Source organism: Zobellia uliginosa (assembly GCF_018860745.1).
In the GTDB taxonomy this organism is placed as follows: Bacteria; Bacteroidota; Bacteroidia; order Flavobacteriales; family Flavobacteriaceae; genus Zobellia; species Zobellia uliginosa_B.
This window is the reverse complement of sequence record NZ_JAHKPY010000015.1, coordinates 192,681-211,569: the sequence shown is the minus strand read 5'-3', so window position 1 is coordinate 211,569 and position 18,889 is coordinate 192,681. Positions and strand designations below refer to the sequence as shown.

Here is an 18,889-nt window from a genome sequence, read left to right as displayed (position 1 = left end):
TAAAGGAAACGCTGTTTTTTTATTCTTCTTAAACTGTCCCATTATTTTTATGTCATTATAATATTCAAAATTTAGGTGGCCATGGCGGCGGGGCCCACCCCTTTCCATTCCGAACAGGGAAGTTAAGCCCGCTAGCGCCGATGGTACTGCCAACAGGTGGGAGAGTAGGAAGCCGCCTTGCTTCGAGGTCCCGATTAGTTCAACTGGTCGGGACCTTTTTTTTTGGACGGAGTGGAATACACATATATCACAGTCCCCTTGCGGGAAACACGCCACAAAGGTAGATAACGTCAAGGTGCAGTAAGATCATAGACCGAATGGTATTTTGGTATTTCGTATAAAGCAGCGGTGTTGCCTATATTTCTATCGCAATAATTATCGAATTGAAAAGCAAGGATGGATTTCTAGAGTTTTTGTTTGTTCTGAATTTATTAAAGATATTGTCTAGTATTGATCAGAACAAGGTAATTGATATCTATAGCGCTTTTAAAAAGTTGTTTAAAAGCTATTTGTATTAATTGAATCTGCATATAGTTCTTTGTAAGCTACTGTAAATATGAGTTTTACTTTAAAATAAACTCATATTTCCCACATTTTGTTGATAATAAAATAGTGGAATGTGTGGGTAACTTAATAAAATTAAGTAAGCGGGTTAATTAATAAAAAAGAGGAAACATTTTCATAGATGTTTCCTCTTTTTATAAACTAAAATGTGATGGTTTTAGATTATTCCATTGGATGTTCTTGAAGCAGTTCTTGTGGAGAATAAAAACCTTCCTTGTCTTTAATTTGATTACGAACTTCTTTTACTTTATCCGGAGAAATTGCGGAAGCCTTATTTCCAAAGGTGTTTCTAACATAAGTTAACACCGCTGCTGTTTCTTCCTCATTAAGTAATTTTCCGAATGGTGTCATAGGAACTTGCCCGGGATATTTTTTGCCTTTTACTTCAATTGGCCCCATAATACCGTTTGTAGTAAGTTTTATTAGTCGCTCTTCGCTACCTGTCACCCATTTAGAACCTGCTAAAGGAGGGAAACCTGCGGCGGTTAAGCCATTACCATCCGGTTGGTGACAGGTGGAACAGTAGCCATCTCGTTCGTAAATTTTCTGACCGGCCATAAGAAGTTCCAAATCCCTTCCTTTGAGGTCTGTTTCAATCATTTCTTTTGCTTCTTCACCGGCTCTATGTCCGTTTATATGTGCGAGAGCCGCTTCATATGGGCGCTCCATCCATTTATCAAGACCTTTTTTTCCAGCTTCGGTAATTATAGGAATACCAATATCTTTTCCTAGTCTAGATGCAGCAACTAGTGCTTCAAGACGAACACGTGGGTTGTCATCCTTCGCAGCTTGCATTAGAAGATCCGCTTGATTGTCAACTTGGTGTCCTGCATATCGTAATACACCAACAGCAGCAGTACGAGCTCTAAAATCTTTAGCCTGTAGCAATTTGGTTAATAAATCTTTGTCAATCTGATTTAAGCCCCAAGTTACCCACAAACCTTCCAATAAATGATGTTCGTAGCGAGGGTCGTTTTTGTCCAGGTTGGCAACCCAGGTTTTTAATTTGGCTAAAACCTCATTTGCATCGCGCGCACGAAGTTCCCTTTTGGTACGATAGCGAGTTCTGTATTCTTGTAGTTTCAAGTTATCCAATAATTTTTCTATAGTAGCATCTGCAATTTTTGCGGGTTTAACCAGTGGTCTTGTAGGATAGGTAACTCGGTATATTCTGCCATGTACATGGTCTCTTAAGGGATCACGTGCATTGTGTTGCATATGGCCAATTAATACATTGCTCCAGTCTAAAAAGTAAAGCGATCCATCTGGTGCAAACTCCATGTCAACCGGTCTAAAGTTTTTGTCATCAGAAAAAATCAGGTCTTTTCTATGCTCACTCAGGTAACCGGCCGTTTCCGGGTCATCTACCATTTTGTGTTGTTTCGTTCCTCTAAAACCTATCGTATTGTTGATTAGCATATCACCTTGAACATTATCAGGAAAATGACTGCTGGAAATAAATTCCAACCCAGAAGTAGGTCTTACTAAGTGTTCTTTTTCTATAAGGTTTTCAGGTATAGGGGAGCTTACACCGTAACGTGGAAGAATGGTCCCTGGCATCATCCAAGTAGCAGCTGGTCCAGAAGTGTGTTCAAAGAAGGGTTGGCCCCAATCGTCAAAAGCAATTCCCCACGGGTTTGGTATAGCTAATTGAGCGGTACGCTCAAGATGGTGCCTTTGAGGGCTGTATCTATAGAATCCGCCGTTGGAACCTCTAATACTACCATATGCTGTTTCTATATTAGAATGAAGAAAAGTTCCTTCTCCCATAAATATAGCGCCTGACGGGTCCGTTGTAAATGCACTAATAGCATGGTGGGTATCATGGTCATCAAATCCGCTTAAAATAACTTCCTTTTTATCGGCTTTATCATCACCATCTGTATCCTTTAATAGTATCAGGTTGGTTCCCTGTGACATGTAAACACCCTCGGGAGCAAATTCAAAACCAATAGTAAGGTGAAGGCCATCTGCAAAAACGGTTTGCTTATCTGCCTTATTATCACCATCTGTATCTTCAAAAATTAGAAGTTTGTCGTTTGGTTTGCTGTCTCCAGCTTTATAATGTGGATAACTGGGCATTACCGCAACCCAAAGTCTTCCTTCATTATCAAAGGACATTTGTACTGGGTTTGCCAAATCTGGGAACTGCTCTTCAGAAGCAAATAATTCTACTTTATATCCTGGCGCGGTTTTAATTTCTGCTAAAGCCTCTTCGCCATAGAGATATTCTGGATTACCATTTTTCTCGCTAGCCTTATAATTGGTTTTTACTTCAGGAAGTTTTTTAGTTTTAGCATCGGCAGCGGCCAAATCCATTTTTTCGCCATGGTTGGCTTTCCAAATAGCAGTATCACGAATGGCAGTCATTTCACGAATTTTGGCTATTTCAAACGGGTAGTTTTCTGGTCCATAGGGGTCATACCTTCTTCCGTATACATGTACGCTATTTGGTATTTTAAAATCATTGAGCCAAAACCAATTCTTTTCTTGAACGGCATCATGCACTAGTTGGCGGTTGGTCTCATCTGACTGTTTCTTCCCAAAAATGTCATCGGCCAATAGTTTGCCAAATTTTTTATAACCTGAGTCCGTAAGTTGAAATCCGTCATGGGTCAGGTCTTCACTTTCAGTTTTGTACCAGTTTTTAGTAGCATCAAAGGCATCAACAAAAAGTACGCCCTCTTCGGCAGATACTTCTCTCATTGCTTCTGTATAAAGCGCTAAATTTTGATTTTCCTTAGTGCCATCTGGTAAATCCATCTTATCAGATAGATTTTCAAATGCAATTGGAGAAACAATTGCCAGTTGAGGAGGTGCTTGACCATTATATTTGGTGCTTAAAATGTGTTTTATAAATGCACGCAATTCTTCTCTGTAGTTTGATAGCCCTTCTTGACCTTCAAAGGATTCGATATAGCCAAAAAATGCAACTATAATGTCTGGTTTTAAGCTTGTAATCCATTCGTCAGGAGTGGGGAAGTGACCTACACTACCGGATTGATGGCCACCATCATCTTCAACGAAGTGTATTTTACTTCCTGGGTCATGTTCAAATTTATCCGCACCAGGAAAAGCCCATGGCGATTTTCTCGCTGCATGTGGTCTAAAGGCAGGAGTATTACCACCGTCACACATATTTCTGATATATAATGAGTCGTTGGGGTATCTTAGTTGTATCTCCGTTTCAAAATGCCCAAATTCCATCATTCTTGATCCTAAATTATTTCCAACTAAAACAATTCGGGAATTTTTTTCTAGAGTAAGAGTATTACTTTGTTTTTCGCTACATGCTAAAAAGCAAATAGCAACAGCGCAGGTAGTGAAGAGCCTTCCTATGCTGGTTTTTTTAATAATTTTCATAATATGCTGAATAAATTGTTTTGAGAATTGAGTTAATGTTGATTTGGTTTATGGTAATATTTGGTTGAATGCTGTGAAATTAATAAGTTTAAGTTATTATTGTACTTTTTACACTTGTTAATATCGGAATTTGTATCCGTATTAGCTGAGCTATTTCTAAAAAAATGCAAATAAAATTAGAATGTTAGTGCGAGTGTAGACAAAACTATGATACATTTTGAATTAAATTATCCTGTATCTTACTAAAAGTCGGTACTTTTTTATCATATATTGATGATTAAACGGATTTATAAAGAAAATTTATGAGTGTTCCAAGTATTGAAAAAACGTTAACTCCAAAGGAAACTTTTATATATAAAGACCTAATTGGTCCTTTTTTTAATCCCAATTGGCACTTTCATCCTGAGTTTCAGATTTCATACATTATGGAGGGTGAAGGTACCCGGTTTATTGGAGACCATGTTCAGAATTTTAAGAAGGGAGATTTGGTTATGACAGGACCTAATTTACCGCACTTATGGAGAAATGATAATGCCTATTTTAAGAAAGATAGTGGGTTGTCTACTAGAGGGTTGGTGATTTACTTTGATCATGTGCTTTTAAGTGAGCCTCTTCTTGAGATGGAAGAGTTTTATAAAATTAATAAACTTGTTGCGCATTCATTACGAGGGATTGAATTTCACGGAGATACTAGAGATAAAATAATTCAATTCTTCTTAGAAATCGACAGGGAAAAGGGATTTAAACGAATTTTAAAATTGTTGGAGATGTTAGATACCTTGGCTAATAGTACGGAATATTCAATATTAGCTAGCCCGAACTATATGAATGCGTTTAAAGGAGGCGATGCAGAAAAAATGCGTAAAGTATATGATTATGTAATGACCAATTTTAAGACCAATATATCTTTAGATGTGGCGTCTAGTTTATTGAACATGACAACTACGTCTTTCTGTAGGTACTTTAAACCTAGGGCTAATAAGACTTTCACGCGTTTTGTGAATGAAATACGAATAGGGCATGCAAGAAAATTATTGTTGGAGGATAATTTTAATATTTCTCAAATTAGTTATGAGTGTGGTTATAACGCGTTATCCAATTTTAATAGGCAGTTTAAGTCTATTACAGATATGAGTCCTCTTGAGTACAGAAAGTTATTTTTAAATATTCAAACTCCAGTCTAGTCTTATAAAAGTGAGTGGAATTTACCTTGGAATAGGGAAAAAAAGTATCAACCTTTAAGAAAATAAAGGAATTTTGAAGTTTCATTAAGTGCTAGATTTGTTAATTGTTTAGAATTTATGGCCCATAATAGTCAAATACTGAAGAAAGGCGCAGTAAAATTTAGCTTTTACAACATATATACTAGATTTTAAATTAACCATTATAGAATGAAAATAGGAATGAACATGTTGCTTTGGACAAATCATGTCACAGAGCAACACTTTAGTATTGTAGATACGTTAAAAGATACTGGGTACGACGGTATTGAATTATTTTTTGGAGAAGGTAGTGAAAAATATTATTCGCAATTAGGAAATCATTTTTCCGGTATGGATATGGGTATTACCGGTGTAGCCTCATTATCGGCACAGCAAAATATAGCCAGTCCTGACAAAAAAGTTAGAGAAGCTGGACTAGAGCGTCTAAAATGGTCTATTGATATGGGAGCGGCCGCCAATGCAGAAATACTATGCGGACCTTTTCATTCTACATTCGCCCTTTTTACAAGACAACCACCCACTTTGGAAGAAAAAAAATGGAGCAATGAAATGTTGTTGAAAGCTGCGGAATACGCAAAAGGTGCTAATATAGTACTTACGCCAGAGGCTGTTAACAGGTTTGAATGTTACCTATATAATACTATGGCAGATTTGGGCGATATGGTTAAGGAAGTAAATCATCCAAATTTGGGTGCTATGTTTGATACCCACCATGCCAATATAGAAGAAAAAAGTCAGTCAGGTGCTATAAAAACCATAGCACCATATCTAAAACATGTACATATTAGCGAAAATGATAGGGGTACGCCGGGAAGAGGACAAATTAATTGGCCAGATGTTTTTTCTGGCTTAAAACAGATTGATTACAGAGGTTGGGTGACAATAGAAGCATTCAGTACCACCATACCCGAGTTTGCCAATGCCATTAATGTATGGCGTAACTATTCTCCTGTAGAAGAAGTATATACAGAAGGATTTAAACTCATATCCGAAGGATTGGGAATTACAAAATAAGCAGTTTTAAAACTTGAACATAATGAAAAATGTATTGCCAATTGTTATTTGTCTATTTTTATTTGCTTGTAAAGAGCAGAAAACCACCGTTGCAAAAGAACCAGAAATGGCTGAAAAGGTAGATGCTCCAAAAAAATGGTTAACCTTTGATGGCGCCGATGAAAGAGCAAAACATATTGTAATGATTTCCGGTGATGAAGAATATCGCTCAGAAGAAGCCTTACCGCAATTGGCAAAAATTCTATCCAAACATCATGGTTTTAAATGTACGGTTTTATTCGCTCAAGAGGAGGATAAGCCTGGAATTGTAAATGCAAATCATGTTATTAATATACCAGGTTTAGAAGCTTTGACTTCGGCAGATATGATGGTGGTTTTTACACGTTTCCGTGCATTGCCGGATAATCAAATGAAATTTATTGATGATTATTTAAAATCCGGAAAACCGGTTATGGGGCTTAGAACGGCTACCCATGGTTTTAATTTTCCAAAGGATTCAGATTCTAAATATGCTTATTATAGTCATAATTATGAAGGTGATAAGACGGATTGGCATGGCGGGTTTGGACGTCTAGTTCTTGGCGAAAAATGGATTAGTCATCATGGTCACCATAAACACCAAAGTACGAAAGGCATAGTTGCCATAGGTGCAAATACTACGGGAATTACAAATAGTATTACAGATGGTGACGTTTGGGGAGCTAGTGATGTTTATGGTGTAAGACTTCCGCTTCCAGGAGATTCTCAGCCTATAATTTTAGGGCAGGTAATGAATAGAAAAGGGGAGTATGACGAAAGTGATGTTTTTTACGGAATGAGACCAACGGATGATGAAATAGCAACAACGAATAAAGATGGTGAAAACTTAGGGGAAGAATTAATGCCTGTGACTTGGATAAAGAGTTATCAATTACCGGGAGGTAAAAAAGGAAAAGCTTTTACCTCTACCGTTGGTGCAGCAAATGATTTGCTAATAGAAGGTACAAGAAGATTATTAGTAAATGGAGTATTTTGGGCATTGGACTTAGAAGTGCCGGAGAAAGCAGACGTAACTTTAGTGGGCGATTATGAGCCAACCAAATTTGAGTTTAGAAAAGAGGACTATTGGCCTGCAAAACAAGTGCGTATAGAAAGTTTTGAGTAGTAGTTAACTAAAGGCTACCTAATTAAAATAGGTTAGAGCATAAAGGATAACCAAGGATAACCACACTAAATTAAACTTGCAACAAAAAAGGGGACATTTAGTTAAGAGTTAAGGCAATTTTCCATGATATGAATTTATGTTTTTGGAAAACCTTATTGTAAACTTAAAACTGAATATGAAGTTAATAGTAAGCGTATTTTTTGCATTGAGCACTTTGTTAAACTGTGCTGAAAAAGAGAGAAGAGCAGGTCTTGAAACTGCAAATCCAGAGAGACCAAACATTATCTTGCTTATGGCAGATGATCAAGGCTGGGGAGATACAGGTTATAATGGGCATTCACATTTAAATACGCCTAATCTAGATAAAATGGCAAGTAATGGAGCTGTTTTTGAACGTTTCTATGCCGCATCAGCCGTATGTTCTCCAACAAGGGGTAGTGTTATGACTGGTAGGCATCCTTTGCGCTATGGAATATGTCATGCCAATTGCGGTCACATAAAACCGCAAGAGATTACTTTGGGTGAAATGGTAAAAGATGTGGGCTATACTACAGGTCATTTTGGAAAATGGCATTTAGGCACGTTAACACGTGATACGGTAGAGGCAAATAGAGGAGGAAGACCAAAATTTGATGGAGAGTATGCGCCGCCTTGGGATCATGGATTTGACGTTAATTTTGTTACCGAATCTAAAGTACCAACTTGGAATCCTATGATTACACCACCACAATCATCTGGTGATGTTAATGGAGACTTGGTTGAAGGGATGCCTTTTAATACTTCGTACTGGACAGGGCCTGATGAAATAGCAACGGATAATTTAGAAGGAGATGATTCTCGGATAATTATGGATAGGGCTATTCCTTTTATTGAGAATGCTGTAAAAAGCAAAAATCCTTTTTTAAGTATTATTTGGTTTCATACGCCACATTTGCCGGTTATCGCTGGAGATGAAGATCGTAACCTTTATAAAGATCTCTCCGAGGACCAACAACATTACTATGGGGTTATTTCGGCTATGGATAAACAGGTAGGGCGTCTTAGGGCTAAATTAAAAGAGTTAGGTGTAGCAGAGAATACCGTTCTTTTTTATACGAGTGATAACGGCCCTGAGGGAGAATCGGTTTCCGGTAGAACCCAAGGAATAACCAAGCAACTTAAAGGAAGAAAAAGAAGTCTATATGAAGGTGGCATACGTGTGCCGGGAATTATGGAGTGGCAGGGTAAGATAGCACCCGGCACCAAAGTAGAAGTTCCTTGTTTCACCTCAGACTATTTTCCAACTATAGCAAATATACTAAACGTCGATTTAAAGAAAAATGAGCGTCCGTATGATGGAATCGATTTGCTGCCCATTGTACAGGGAAAAGTTAAACAAAGGACTGCTCCTTTAGCTTTTGAGTTTAAAGATCAGGCTGCGTTAATGGACAATGAGTATAAGATTTATAGTAATGATGCGGGAAAACATTTTGAACTTTATAATATTAAGCATGATTCGGGTGAAAAAATAGAACTTTCCAAAGATGAACCTGAAATATTAGAGGCAATGACCTTTGTTTGGAGAGAATGGAAAATTTCTCAGGAGAATAGTGCCCAAGAAAATGATTATTAATCAGGACGGTGTTTTTAAAAACAAGATGCTCTTGGTCATTTAAGATTTAAAAGTATATCTTTTATCACGGGCCTTGTAAGCAACATTCATTACTAGACCTGCGATAATCAGAAGTATGCCAACTAAACTCCAGACGGTATATATTTCACCTAACCACATAAATCCAATTAAGCCGGTAAAAAGAACTTCTAAATACTTAAAGGGCGCAACAAGGTTGTTTGAGGCTATTTGAAAAGCTTTGGTCATATATAGTTGACCAACAAACCCAAAAAAACCTAGGGTTGAAAGAAACAACCAGTCCATGCCTTTTGGGTTTTGCCAATAAGGTATCATTAATATGCCTCCAAAAAGGGTTGCGGTAAACATGAAGTAGTTTACAATAACAATGGGGTGGTCGCTTTTTCCTATTTTACTTATAATAATATAAACTAGTCCGCTGAGAACCGCTGCACCAAAAACGAGAATTAGTCCAGTACTGTCCAAATTAGTGTCCAATCCTTTTAATATAAGAACTCCTAGAAAAGAAATTATAAAGAATAGCCATTGAACGGGCTTTACTTTTTCTTTTAAAAGAAATATGGCAAAAATAGCGGAAAAAATAGGAGCTAGATAACGCAATGAGACCGCTGTGCCTGCGGAAAGATATTTTAATGACATAAAGAACAAGGTCATTGAGCTTGTTCCAACAATAGCTCTAAGGATAAGTAATTTCTTGTTGTTTCCCAAAATGGGAACCTTTAATTGTTTAAGAATGGCCATAGTGAGAACGAAAGAGCCAAAACCTCTAAAGAATACAATTTGATAAACGCTGTAGTGTTGTAATTGCTTAACGGCAACATTCATTAATGTAAATGCCAAAGCACTAATAATCATATAAAAGAGCACTTTTTTAATGTTCATAACAGAAGTACAGGGAGTTTATTACGGAAACGTAATGGATAAAAAAATCCAACCCAATTTAATTGGGTTGGATTGTATAAAATCTAGTCTATAAAACTAACCCGGGGCTATACCCGTGGTAAATCTCCTTCGCCTTTTAACGGTAGGGCAGATTCCCCCATAAGGTAAGTGTCCACATGATATGCAGCTTGACGACCTTCCGAAATAGCCCAAACAATTAATGATTGGCCACGTCTTTGATCACCAGCAGCAAAAATTCCAGGTACATTTGTTTTGTAATCAGCTTCGCTAGCTTTGATGTTGGTTCTATCATCTGCTTCAATACCTAACTGCTCTGCAATTGTCATTTCGGAACCGGTAAATCCTAAAGCTAAAAGAGCTAGTTCGCATTTCCATTCTTTCTCGGTACCAGGAACTTCCTTTAGTTGGGGTCGTTGTCCCGGCGTTTTGATCCATTCTACTTCAGAGGTAACTAATCCGGTTAGATTTCCATCCTTGTCTCCTAAGAATTTTTTGGTGGATATGCTGAAAAAACGTTCTGCACCTTCTTTATGGGAAGTACTGGTTTTTAAACGCATGGGCCAGAAAGGCCAAGGTTGTCCTTCGGGTCTTTCTACGGTGGACATTGGCATAATTTCAAAGTTAGAAACCGAGGTTGCACCATGTCTTATTGAAGTTCCTATACAGTCAGAACCCGTATCACCACCGCCAATAACGACAACATCTTTACCAGTAGCCATTATTTCATTTTCAAAGGTTTTAACACCGTCTACCCTGCGGTTGTTTTGTGGTAAGAAATCCATAGCCTGTACAACACCTTTTAGGTCTGCACCTTCAATTGGCAAATTTCTGCGGACAGTAGCTCCTCCTGAAAGTACTACAGCATCAAAATCATTTTTGAGATCCTCACCAGAGATATCTTTTCCCACATGAACGCCACATTTAAACTCAATGCCTTCTTCTTCAAGAACCTTAAGTCTACGGTCTATGATATTTTTTTCCATCTTAAAATCAGGAATACCATAACGTAATAACCCACCTGGTTTTTCGTCTCTTTCGAAAACAGTAACATGATGTCCGGCACGGTTCAGTTGCTGTGCGGCGGCAAGTCCTGCAGGTCCAGAACCTACAACAGCTACTTTTTTATCAGTTCTTGTAGCAGGAGGCTCAGCAACCACCCAGCCTTTTGCAAAAGCTGTTTCTACTATATTCTTCTCAATATTTTCTATCGTTACCGGATCTTCGTTAATACCTAGCACACATGCTTCTTCGCAGGGTGCAGGACAAAGTCTACCGGTAAATTCCGGAAAATTGTTAGTAGAGTGTAAAATTTTGGCAGCCTTATCCCATTTTCCACGGTAAACCGCATCATTAAAATCTGGAATTAAGTTACCTAATGGGCAACCACTATGGCAAAAAGGAATGCCGCAGTCCATACATCTTGCACCTTGATCTTTAAGTTCATTATCCTTTAACGGAACGGTGAACTCATGATAATTTTTAACGCGTTCTTCAACAGGCGCGTACGATTCTACTTTTCTATCGAATTCCAAAAATCCTGTAATCTTTCCCATTTCTCGACTTTAAATAGTTTCTAATTTTTCTCTTTCCATACGTAGTAATGCCTGTTTGTATTCTTCAGGTAAGACCTTAACGAACTTAGGTAGACAATCTTCCCATTTCTCTAAAATACGCTGTGCAAGCGGACTCAATGTAGAGTTGTAATGGCTTTCGATGAGATCCTTTAATTCCTTAATATCATTATCTTCAGTAACCTCTAATAAGTTAAGGTCATCGTTATTACACTTTTTCTTGAAGGTTCCTTTTTGATCGTATATGAAGGCTATACCACCACTCATACCTGCACCAAAGTTTCTTCCTACTTCGCCAAGAATTACGGCAACACCACCTGTCATATATTCACAACCGTGATCGCCAATACCCTCTACTACTGCTTTAGCTCCCGAGTTACGAACACAGAACCGCTCACCCGCTTTTCCGTTTATATAAGCACGACCGGCAGTTGCTCCATAAAGGGTAACATTACCTGTAATTACGTTGTCTTCTGGTACGATGGTAGATTTCTCGGGAACCTTGATTACCAATTTAGCGCCGGATAAACCTTTGCCTAGATAATCATTTGTGTTTCCGTTAACTGTCATGGTCAAACCTCTTGTAGCAAAAGCCCCAAAACTTTGTCCTGCGGAACCTGTAAAGTTGAGTTTTAAAGTGTTGATAGGTAATCCCTGTGCTCCGTATACTTTTGAAATCTCATTACTTATAATTGCTCCAACCGCTCTATCTGTATTTTTAATCGGAAATTCCAATGTTAGTTTTTCCTTTCTAAATAAAGATGGATTCGCTTTTGCGATGATATCAAATTCAATTGACTTATCTACATCGTGCGTTTGTTTTTGTGTGTTATAGAACTTAGTTCCAGCTGGTACATCAACCTGATATAAAATTGGAGTTAAATCTATACCTGCGGATTTGTAATGATCAATAGCTTTCTTACGATCTAGTTTCTGAACCTGACCAACCATTTCATTAATTGTCCTGAAACCTAACTGCGCCATAATCTCACGTAGTTCTTGTGCTACGAAATACATATAGTTTACCACGTGCTCTGGTTTACCGGCAAATTTCTTACGTAGTTCTGGGTTTTGAGTAGCGATACCTACTGGACAGGTATTTAAATGGCAAACACGCATCATGATACAACCTGAAGCAACTAGAGGTGCTGTGGCAAAACCAAATTCTTCAGCACCTAATAAACAGGCAACTGCTACATCCCGACCAGTCTTAAGCTGACCATCACATTCAAGTACGATTCTATTTCTAAGGTCGTTCATGACCAAAGTTTGTTGTGCTTCCGCAACACCAAGTTCCCAAGGTAGACCTGCATGTTTTAAAGATGTTAGGGGAGATGCTCCCGTACCTCCGTCAAATCCTGAGATAAGAACAACATCTGCTTTTGCTTTTGAAACCCCTGCAGCAACAGTGCCTACACCAACTTCAGAAACCAATTTAACGTTAATACGTGCTTCTCGGTTTGCTGATTTTAAATCATATATTAACTGCGATAAATCTTCAATAGAGTAAATATCGTGATGCGGTGGAGGTGAAATTAAACCTACATAAGGTGTAGAATTTCTTGTTTTAGCAATGGAAGGATTCACCTTTGGACCTGGCAGTTGACCACCTTCGCCTGGTTTAGCACCCTGAGCCATTTTAATTTGTATTTCTTTAGCATTGGTCAAATAATCGGAAGTAACTCCAAAACGACCTGATGCAACTTGTTTGATAGCACTGTTTCTCCAGTCACCTGTTGCATTTTTATAAAAACGTTCAGCGTCTTCACCGCCTTCGCCGGAATTACTCTTACCTCCAATACGGTTCATAGCAATTGCCAAGTTCTCGTGAGCCTCTTTACTGATGGACCCATAAGACATAGCTCCGGTTTTGAAGCGTTTCACGATTTCCGTCCATGGCTCAACTTCTTCCAGTGGAATAGGATCGTAATTAGAGAATTCGAATAAACCACGGATGGTCATCAAATTCTTAGACTGTTCGTTCACCATGGAAGAATACTCCTTATAGGTGTCATTTTCATTACCACGTACAGCTTTTTGAAGTTTAGCTACCGTTAATGGATTAAACATGTGCTTTTCACCATCACGTCTCCAGCGGTATTCTCCGCCTATTTCCAAATCAAGGTTAGCGGCAACCTCTTTTGTGCTAAATGCTTTTTTGTGACGCTTAGCAACTTCTTTTTCTATTTGATATAAACCAATACCTTGAATACGGGTAGGTGTATTAGGGAAATATTTGTCAACTACTTTACTATTGATACCAATACATTCAAAAAGTTGAGACCCTCGGTATGAGTTCAAGGTAGAAATGCCAATTTTGTTCATTACCTTAAGAATACCCTTGCCAACAGCTTTATTATAATTCTTGATGGCTTCTTCCGCAGTAAAGTCCGTTATATTGTTCTCTTCTATTTGCTCACCAATGATTTCGTTAACCAAATAAGGGTTAATGGCACTAGCTCCAAAACCGAATAATAAACAGAAATGGTGCACCTCTCTAGGTTCGGCCGACTCAATGATAACACTAAGCTTGCTTCTTTTGCCTAAACGCTGAAGCCCACTGTTTACGTAAGAACAAGCTAATAACGCAGGGATTGGTGCCTGAGATTCATTTACATTTCTATCGGAAAGGATAATTATATTCGCACCCTGGTCAATAGCTTTGGATGCTTGGTCCAGAATAGATTCCAAAGCATCTTCCAATCCGTTATGACCTCTGTGTATTTCATAAAGAGTTGGGATAGAAACTACTTTGTAATCAGGACTAGCGTCATAGTTTTTTATTTTATCCAAATCTTCTTTGGAAATAACCGGATTCTGAATTTTAAGTTTACGGCAATGCAATTCAGAGTAATCGAATATATTATGGTCACTACCTAGTGTAAGACTAATATCAGTAATCAATTCCTCACGAATACCATCTAAAGGAGGATTCGTTACCTGTGCGAACAACTGTTGGAAATAATTATATATTAGCTGCGGACGCTGAGATAGCACTGCAATAGGAGTATCAGATCCCATAGAACCTATAGGTTCTTTTGCAGTTTTACCCATTGGAAGGATAATCGTGTTGATATCTTCGAGCGTATAACCAAAAACAGATTTACGCTTTTCAAGAGAAGCTTCCCCTAAAAATAATGGACAATCATTATAAGGTATGTTCTTTAAGTGTACCAAGTTTTTATCTAGCCACTTTTTATAAGGTAGACGACTAGCTATCTCCTCTTTAATTTCTTCATCATTAATGATGCGCCCTGCTTCCATGTTCACCAAGAACATTTTTCCCGGCTCAAGTCTTCCATGAAACTCTACATTCTCTGGTGCAATTTGAACAACACCGGTTTCGGACGACATAATTACATAGTCATCTTTGGTTACCGTGTAACGAGATGGTCTTAAACCGTTACGGTCAAGAACTGCGCCAATATAATTTCCATCCGTAAAAGGAACGGATGCAGGACCATCCCATGGCTCCATCATACAAGAGTGATACTCGTAGAAAGCTCTTTTTGCTTCGGACATATCCGGGTTTTTCTCCCATGCTTCAGGTACTAGAATCATCATTACCTCAGGTAAAGACCTTCCTGTCATCAATAATAATTCCACAACCATATCCATAGTAGCAGAATCTGATTTTCCTGGCAGTATTACAGGTAGTATATTTTTTATTTCGTCTCCGAACCAATCACTCTTCAGTAATTCTTCTCGTGAACGCATTCTGGATACGTTACCACGAAGCGTATTTATTTCACCATTATGGCACATATACCTAAAAGGTTGCGCCAAATCCCAAGTAGGGAAAGTGTTGGTAGAGAAACGTTGGTGAACCAATGATAAACGTGTAACCACACGAGGGTCCATTAAGTCTTTATAATATAGGCTAATGTCCTTAGGCATCAAAAGGCCTTTGAATATGATAATTTTTGTAGAAAGGCTAGGGACGTAAAAGAATTTGCTCTCGGAAAGTTTTGATTTGATTACGGCATGCTCCGTAACTTTTCTTGCGATGAACAATTTAAGGTTGAAGTTGAAGTAGTCTTGCTCAGCATTTTCCTTAGCTATGAATATTTGCTTTACAAAAGGCTCAGTTTCCATAGCAACACGACCTGGAATAGATCGGTTTACCGGAACATCTCTCCAGCCTAATAACTTTAGGCCTTGTTTTTTAATATTTTCTTCAAAAGTAGAAATACAGAATTCACGCTGATTCTCCTTTTGCGGTAAGAATATGTTACCTACTGCATATTCACCGGGCTCAGGAAGCTCAAAATCACAAACGGCTTTAAAGAAATCGTGAGGTATATCTATAAGGATACCTGCACCATCACCAGTTTTCCCATCAGAGCTAACCGCTCCACGGTGCTCTAGTTTGTCTAATATCTCCAGTGCTTTATGGATGATATCATTAGATTTTTTTCCTTTAAGGCTGCAGATAAAACCTGCGCCACAGTTGTCATGTTCAAATTCCGGTAGGTACAACCCTTGCTTCTTCAACGTCATAGATTATGGTATTTATCCAAAAATAGCATTTCTACTGAATAATTAGCAGCTATATTTTTCAAATCAAATAAAAATTCAACGTTTTGAATAAAACGTTGAAAAATATTCAGATATGGTTTTTATGTGAGCTAAATTTATCAGAATGGTAAAATTAGCACATTCAATACACCTGTGAAAGGTTTTTTAAGGGGGTATTTGTTATATTTCTTAACTTTTGAAGAAGACCCCCTGTATTTTGGGTGGTATAGTGATATTAAACCCCGTTTTCTGGCTAGATATGTGATAAAAATAACGGGGTTGTAATCATTTTTAAATTTAATCCCTTAATATACTTCTAGAAATCACGATTTTTTGAATCTCTGATGTTCCTTCGTATATCTGTGTTATTTTGGCATCTCTCATAAGCCGCTCTACATGGTAATCCTTTACAAAACCATTGCCTCCGTGAATTTGCACTGCTTCCACAGTGGTGTCCATAGCTACTTGTGAAGCGTATAATTTTGCAATTGCACCAGACAGGTCGTAATTCTTGCCTTGATCTTTTTCCCATGCGGCCTTATATACAAGGTTACGTGCGGCTTCAATTTGCACGTGCATATCCGCTAATTTGAAGGCAATAGCTTGGTGGTTTGCTATTTCTGTGCCAAACGCTTTTCTTTCTTTTGAATACTTTAGGGCAAGTTCGTAAGCCCCAGCAGCTATACCTAAAGCTTGTGCTGCAATTCCTATACGTCCTCCGGCAAGTGTTTTCATGGCGAACTTAAAACCAAATCCATCATCACCTATCCTGTTTTCTTTTGGAACTTTTACATCATTAAAATTAAGGGAGTGGGTGTCACTACCACGAATACCTAATTTATTTTCTTTTGGTCCTATTTCAAAACCTGGCATTCCTTTTTCTACAATTAAGGCATTAATACCTTTATGCCCTTTTTCTCTGTCCGTTTGGGCAATTACAAGATAGGTGCTTGCAGTCCCTCCATTGGTAATCCAGTTTTTGGTGCCATTTAATATATAATGGTCTCCCTTATCTATGGCTGTAGTTTTTTGAGAAGTAGCGTCGCTGCCTGCTTCTGGCTCGGAAAGGCAAAATGCGCCTATAACCTGTCCCGAAGCTAGGGGAGCTAAGTATTTTTGTTTTTGGTCCTCATTGGCAAAGGCTTCAAGCCCCCAACAGACCAATGAATTGTTCACGGAAACTACTACTGATGCAGATGCATCAACTTTTGATAGTTCCTCCATGGCAATTACGTAAGATAAGGTATCCATACCGCTACCGTTATATTTTGGGTCGGTCATCATTCCTAAAAAACCAAGTTCACCTAGTTTCTTGATTTGTTCTTTGGGGAACTTTTGAGCTTCATCTCTTTCAATAACGCCGGGCAACAATTCGTTTTGAGCAAAATCGCGCGCAGCTTGTCTAATCATTAAATGTTCTTCTGATAATGAGAAATCCATAATTTTTGTGTCTTTTTTTTGAGCTTCTACAAATATAAGCTTCTATAATAAAATCTACACCTAGCTTTGTTCGCTATTTTTTTGAAAAATTAACCATTCATTAGCCATCAAAAACTTTGGAAACCAAGCCAAATTTTTATATTTGTTGAATTCGTTTTACGAATTGATTTAAACGCAAGATTATGACACAGCAGTAACGCCGTTTTGGCGTAAAGAAAGAGAGGTTTTCGGAAGAGAGTAGTTAGTGTCATTATTTTTTATTTAAATCATCATAAAATGAAAGAGTTATTACAAGCATACGAGAATAAATCACCTGAAATTGTCTTTAATTGGAAAGATAGCGAGACTGAAGCCGAAGGGTGGACGGTTATAAATTCACTTAGGGGAGGAGCAGCAGGCGGTGGAACAAGAATGAGAGAGGGGTTGGATATGAATGAAGTGCTTTCCCTAGCAAAAACCATGGAAGTTAAGTTTACCGTTTCGGGTCCGCCAATAGGTGGAGCAAAATCCGGAATTAACTTCAATCCTAATGATCCACGAAAAAAGGGAGTGCTTGAACGTTGGTACCATGCGGTATCACCATTATTGAAAAGTTATTACGGTACGGGTGGTGATCTTAACGTAGATGAAATTCACGAAGTTATTCCAATTACGGAAGATGCAGGGGTCTGGCATCCACAAGAAGGAGTCTTTAACGGTCACTTTAAACCTACCGAAGCCGATAAGATTAATAGAATTGGGCAGTTACGCTTAGGGGTGATTAAAGCTTTGGAGAATACAAAGTACTCGCCAGAGGTTTCTAGAAAATATACCGTTGCCGACATGATTACCGGTTTTGGTGTTGCTGAAGCGGTAAAACACTATTATGATATTTACGGAGGTAGTGTTGTTGGTAAAAGGGCGGTAATCCAAGGATTTGGAAATGTTGGTAGTGCTGCAGCGTATTATTTGGCCCAAATGGGAGCTAAAGTAGTAGGTATTATTGATAGGGCCGGAGGTGTAATCAAAGAAGAAGGATTTTCTTTTGACGAGATAAAGACCTTCTTTCTTAATAAAGATGGGAATAATCTAATCGCAAGTGCAGATGAAATGATTCCTTTTAAGGAAATTAATGACCGTATATGGTCTTTGCAAACAGAAATTTTCGCACCTTGTGCTGCGTCTCGGTTAGTGACCAAAGATCAGATAAGTAGATTGATTGATACAGGACTAGAAGTGATTTCCTGCGGGGCGAATGTGCCTTTTGCCGATAAGGAAATTTTCTTTGGGCCAATAATGGAATATACAGACGGTAAGGTTAGTTTAGTTCCGGATTTTATTTCCAATTGTGGTATGGCACGTGTATTTGCCTATTTCATGGAAAAAAGAGTAGGTATTGACGATGAGCTTATATTTAATGACACTTCGGAAACCATCCGGAAAGCCATTTTAAAAATTTTTAAACAAAATCCCTCGAAAGAGAACATCAGCCAAACGGCATTTGAGATTGCATTGAAACAACTAATATAAATAGAACGAG

General features: G+C 38.2%; 10 protein-coding genes and 1 rRNA gene. 6 read left to right on the top strand and 5 right to left on the bottom strand.

Going from position 1 to position 18,889, the window contains the following annotated elements; genetic code table 11:
• Positions 1–71: 71 nt before the first annotated feature.
• Positions 72–181: ribosomal RNA gene (rrf, locus tag KO521_RS20365) — 5S ribosomal RNA — on the top strand.
• Positions 182–726: 545 nt separating this feature from the next.
• Here rrf and KO521_RS20360 read toward each other — a convergent pair.
• The gene (locus tag KO521_RS20360) at positions 727–3,927 is read right to left on the bottom strand and encodes a PVC-type heme-binding CxxCH protein (RefSeq protein WP_215941751.1); all 3,201 of its coding nucleotides are present in this window, start codon (positions 3,925–3,927) and stop codon (positions 727–729) included.
• Between the two features lie 302 nt (positions 3,928–4,229).
• On the opposite strand from KO521_RS20360, the gene KO521_RS20355 reads away from it, so the two are divergent.
• From KO521_RS20355 to KO521_RS20340, 4 genes are all read left to right on the top strand, one after another.
• The gene (locus KO521_RS20355; RefSeq protein ID WP_215941750.1) at positions 4,230–5,111 is read left to right on the top strand and encodes an AraC family transcriptional regulator; all 882 of its coding nucleotides are present in this window, start codon (positions 4,230–4,232) and stop codon (positions 5,109–5,111) included.
• A gap of 207 nt (positions 5,112–5,318) precedes the next feature.
• Positions 5,319–6,164 carry a sugar phosphate isomerase/epimerase family protein gene (locus KO521_RS20350; RefSeq protein WP_215941749.1) on the top strand — a complete coding sequence of 282 codons (846 nt, stop codon included), beginning with the start codon at positions 5,319–5,321 and terminating at the stop codon, positions 6,162–6,164.
• A gap of 22 nt (positions 6,165–6,186) precedes the next feature.
• Complete coding sequence (locus tag KO521_RS20345; protein WP_215941748.1) at positions 6,187–7,308, top strand: hypothetical protein; 1,122 nt, start codon at positions 6,187–6,189, stop codon at positions 7,306–7,308.
• A 175-nt stretch (positions 7,309–7,483) separates the two neighbouring features.
• Positions 7,484–8,920, top strand: coding sequence for a sulfatase family protein (locus tag KO521_RS20340; RefSeq protein ID WP_215941747.1), 1,437 nt, complete (start codon positions 7,484–7,486; stop codon positions 8,918–8,920).
• 39 nt (positions 8,921–8,959) lie between these two features.
• Here the strand turns inward: KO521_RS20340 and KO521_RS20335 are convergent, their stop codons facing one another.
• The 4 genes from KO521_RS20335 to KO521_RS20320 form a co-directional block, all read right to left on the bottom strand.
• Positions 8,960–9,820, bottom strand: a complete 861-nt coding sequence (locus KO521_RS20335) for a DMT family transporter (protein WP_252730140.1) — start codon at positions 9,818–9,820, stop codon at positions 8,960–8,962.
• Positions 9,821–9,927: 107 nt separating this feature from the next.
• On the bottom strand, positions 9,928–11,394 hold the full coding sequence (locus KO521_RS20330) for a glutamate synthase subunit beta (protein WP_215941746.1): 1,467 nt from the start codon (positions 11,392–11,394) through the stop codon (positions 9,928–9,930).
• 9 nt (positions 11,395–11,403) lie between these two features.
• Positions 11,404–15,912, bottom strand: a complete 4,509-nt coding sequence (gene gltB, locus KO521_RS20325) for a glutamate synthase large subunit (RefSeq protein WP_215941745.1) — start codon at positions 15,910–15,912, stop codon at positions 11,404–11,406.
• Between the two features lie 315 nt (positions 15,913–16,227).
• Positions 16,228–17,370: an acyl-CoA dehydrogenase family protein gene (locus KO521_RS20320; protein ID WP_215941744.1), complete on the bottom strand. Its 1,143-nt coding sequence runs from the start codon at positions 17,368–17,370 to the stop codon at positions 16,228–16,230.
• 276 nt (positions 17,371–17,646) lie between these two features.
• Between KO521_RS20320 and KO521_RS20315 the strand changes: the two genes are divergently transcribed.
• On the top strand, positions 17,647–18,879 hold the full coding sequence (locus tag KO521_RS20315; protein ID WP_215941743.1) for a Glu/Leu/Phe/Val dehydrogenase dimerization domain-containing protein: 1,233 nt from the start codon (positions 17,647–17,649) through the stop codon (positions 18,877–18,879).
• Positions 18,880–18,889: the final 10 nt, after the last annotated feature.

Coding starts and splice junctions, on each gene's coding strand:
- KO521_RS20360 (WP_215941751.1), bottom strand. CDS start 3,927: ATGAAAATTATTAAAAAAACCAGCATAGGAAGGCTCTTCACTACCTGC.
- KO521_RS20355 (WP_215941750.1), top strand. CDS start 4,230: ATGAGTGTTCCAAGTATTGAAAAAACGTTAACTCCAAAGGAAACTTTT.
- KO521_RS20350 (WP_215941749.1), top strand. CDS start 5,319: ATGAAAATAGGAATGAACATGTTGCTTTGGACAAATCATGTCACAGAG.
- KO521_RS20345 (WP_215941748.1), top strand. CDS start 6,187: ATGAAAAATGTATTGCCAATTGTTATTTGTCTATTTTTATTTGCTTGT.
- KO521_RS20340 (WP_215941747.1), top strand. CDS start 7,484: ATGAAGTTAATAGTAAGCGTATTTTTTGCATTGAGCACTTTGTTAAAC.
- KO521_RS20335 (WP_252730140.1), bottom strand. CDS start 9,820: ATGAACATTAAAAAAGTGCTCTTTTATATGATTATTAGTGCTTTGGCA.
- KO521_RS20330 (WP_215941746.1), bottom strand. CDS start 11,394: ATGGGAAAGATTACAGGATTTTTGGAATTCGATAGAAAAGTAGAATCG.
- gltB (WP_215941745.1), bottom strand. CDS start 15,912: ATGACGTTGAAGAAGCAAGGGTTGTACCTACCGGAATTTGAACATGAC.
- KO521_RS20320 (WP_215941744.1), bottom strand. CDS start 17,370: ATGGATTTCTCATTATCAGAAGAACATTTAATGATTAGACAAGCTGCG.
- KO521_RS20315 (WP_215941743.1), top strand. CDS start 17,647: ATGAAAGAGTTATTACAAGCATACGAGAATAAATCACCTGAAATTGTC.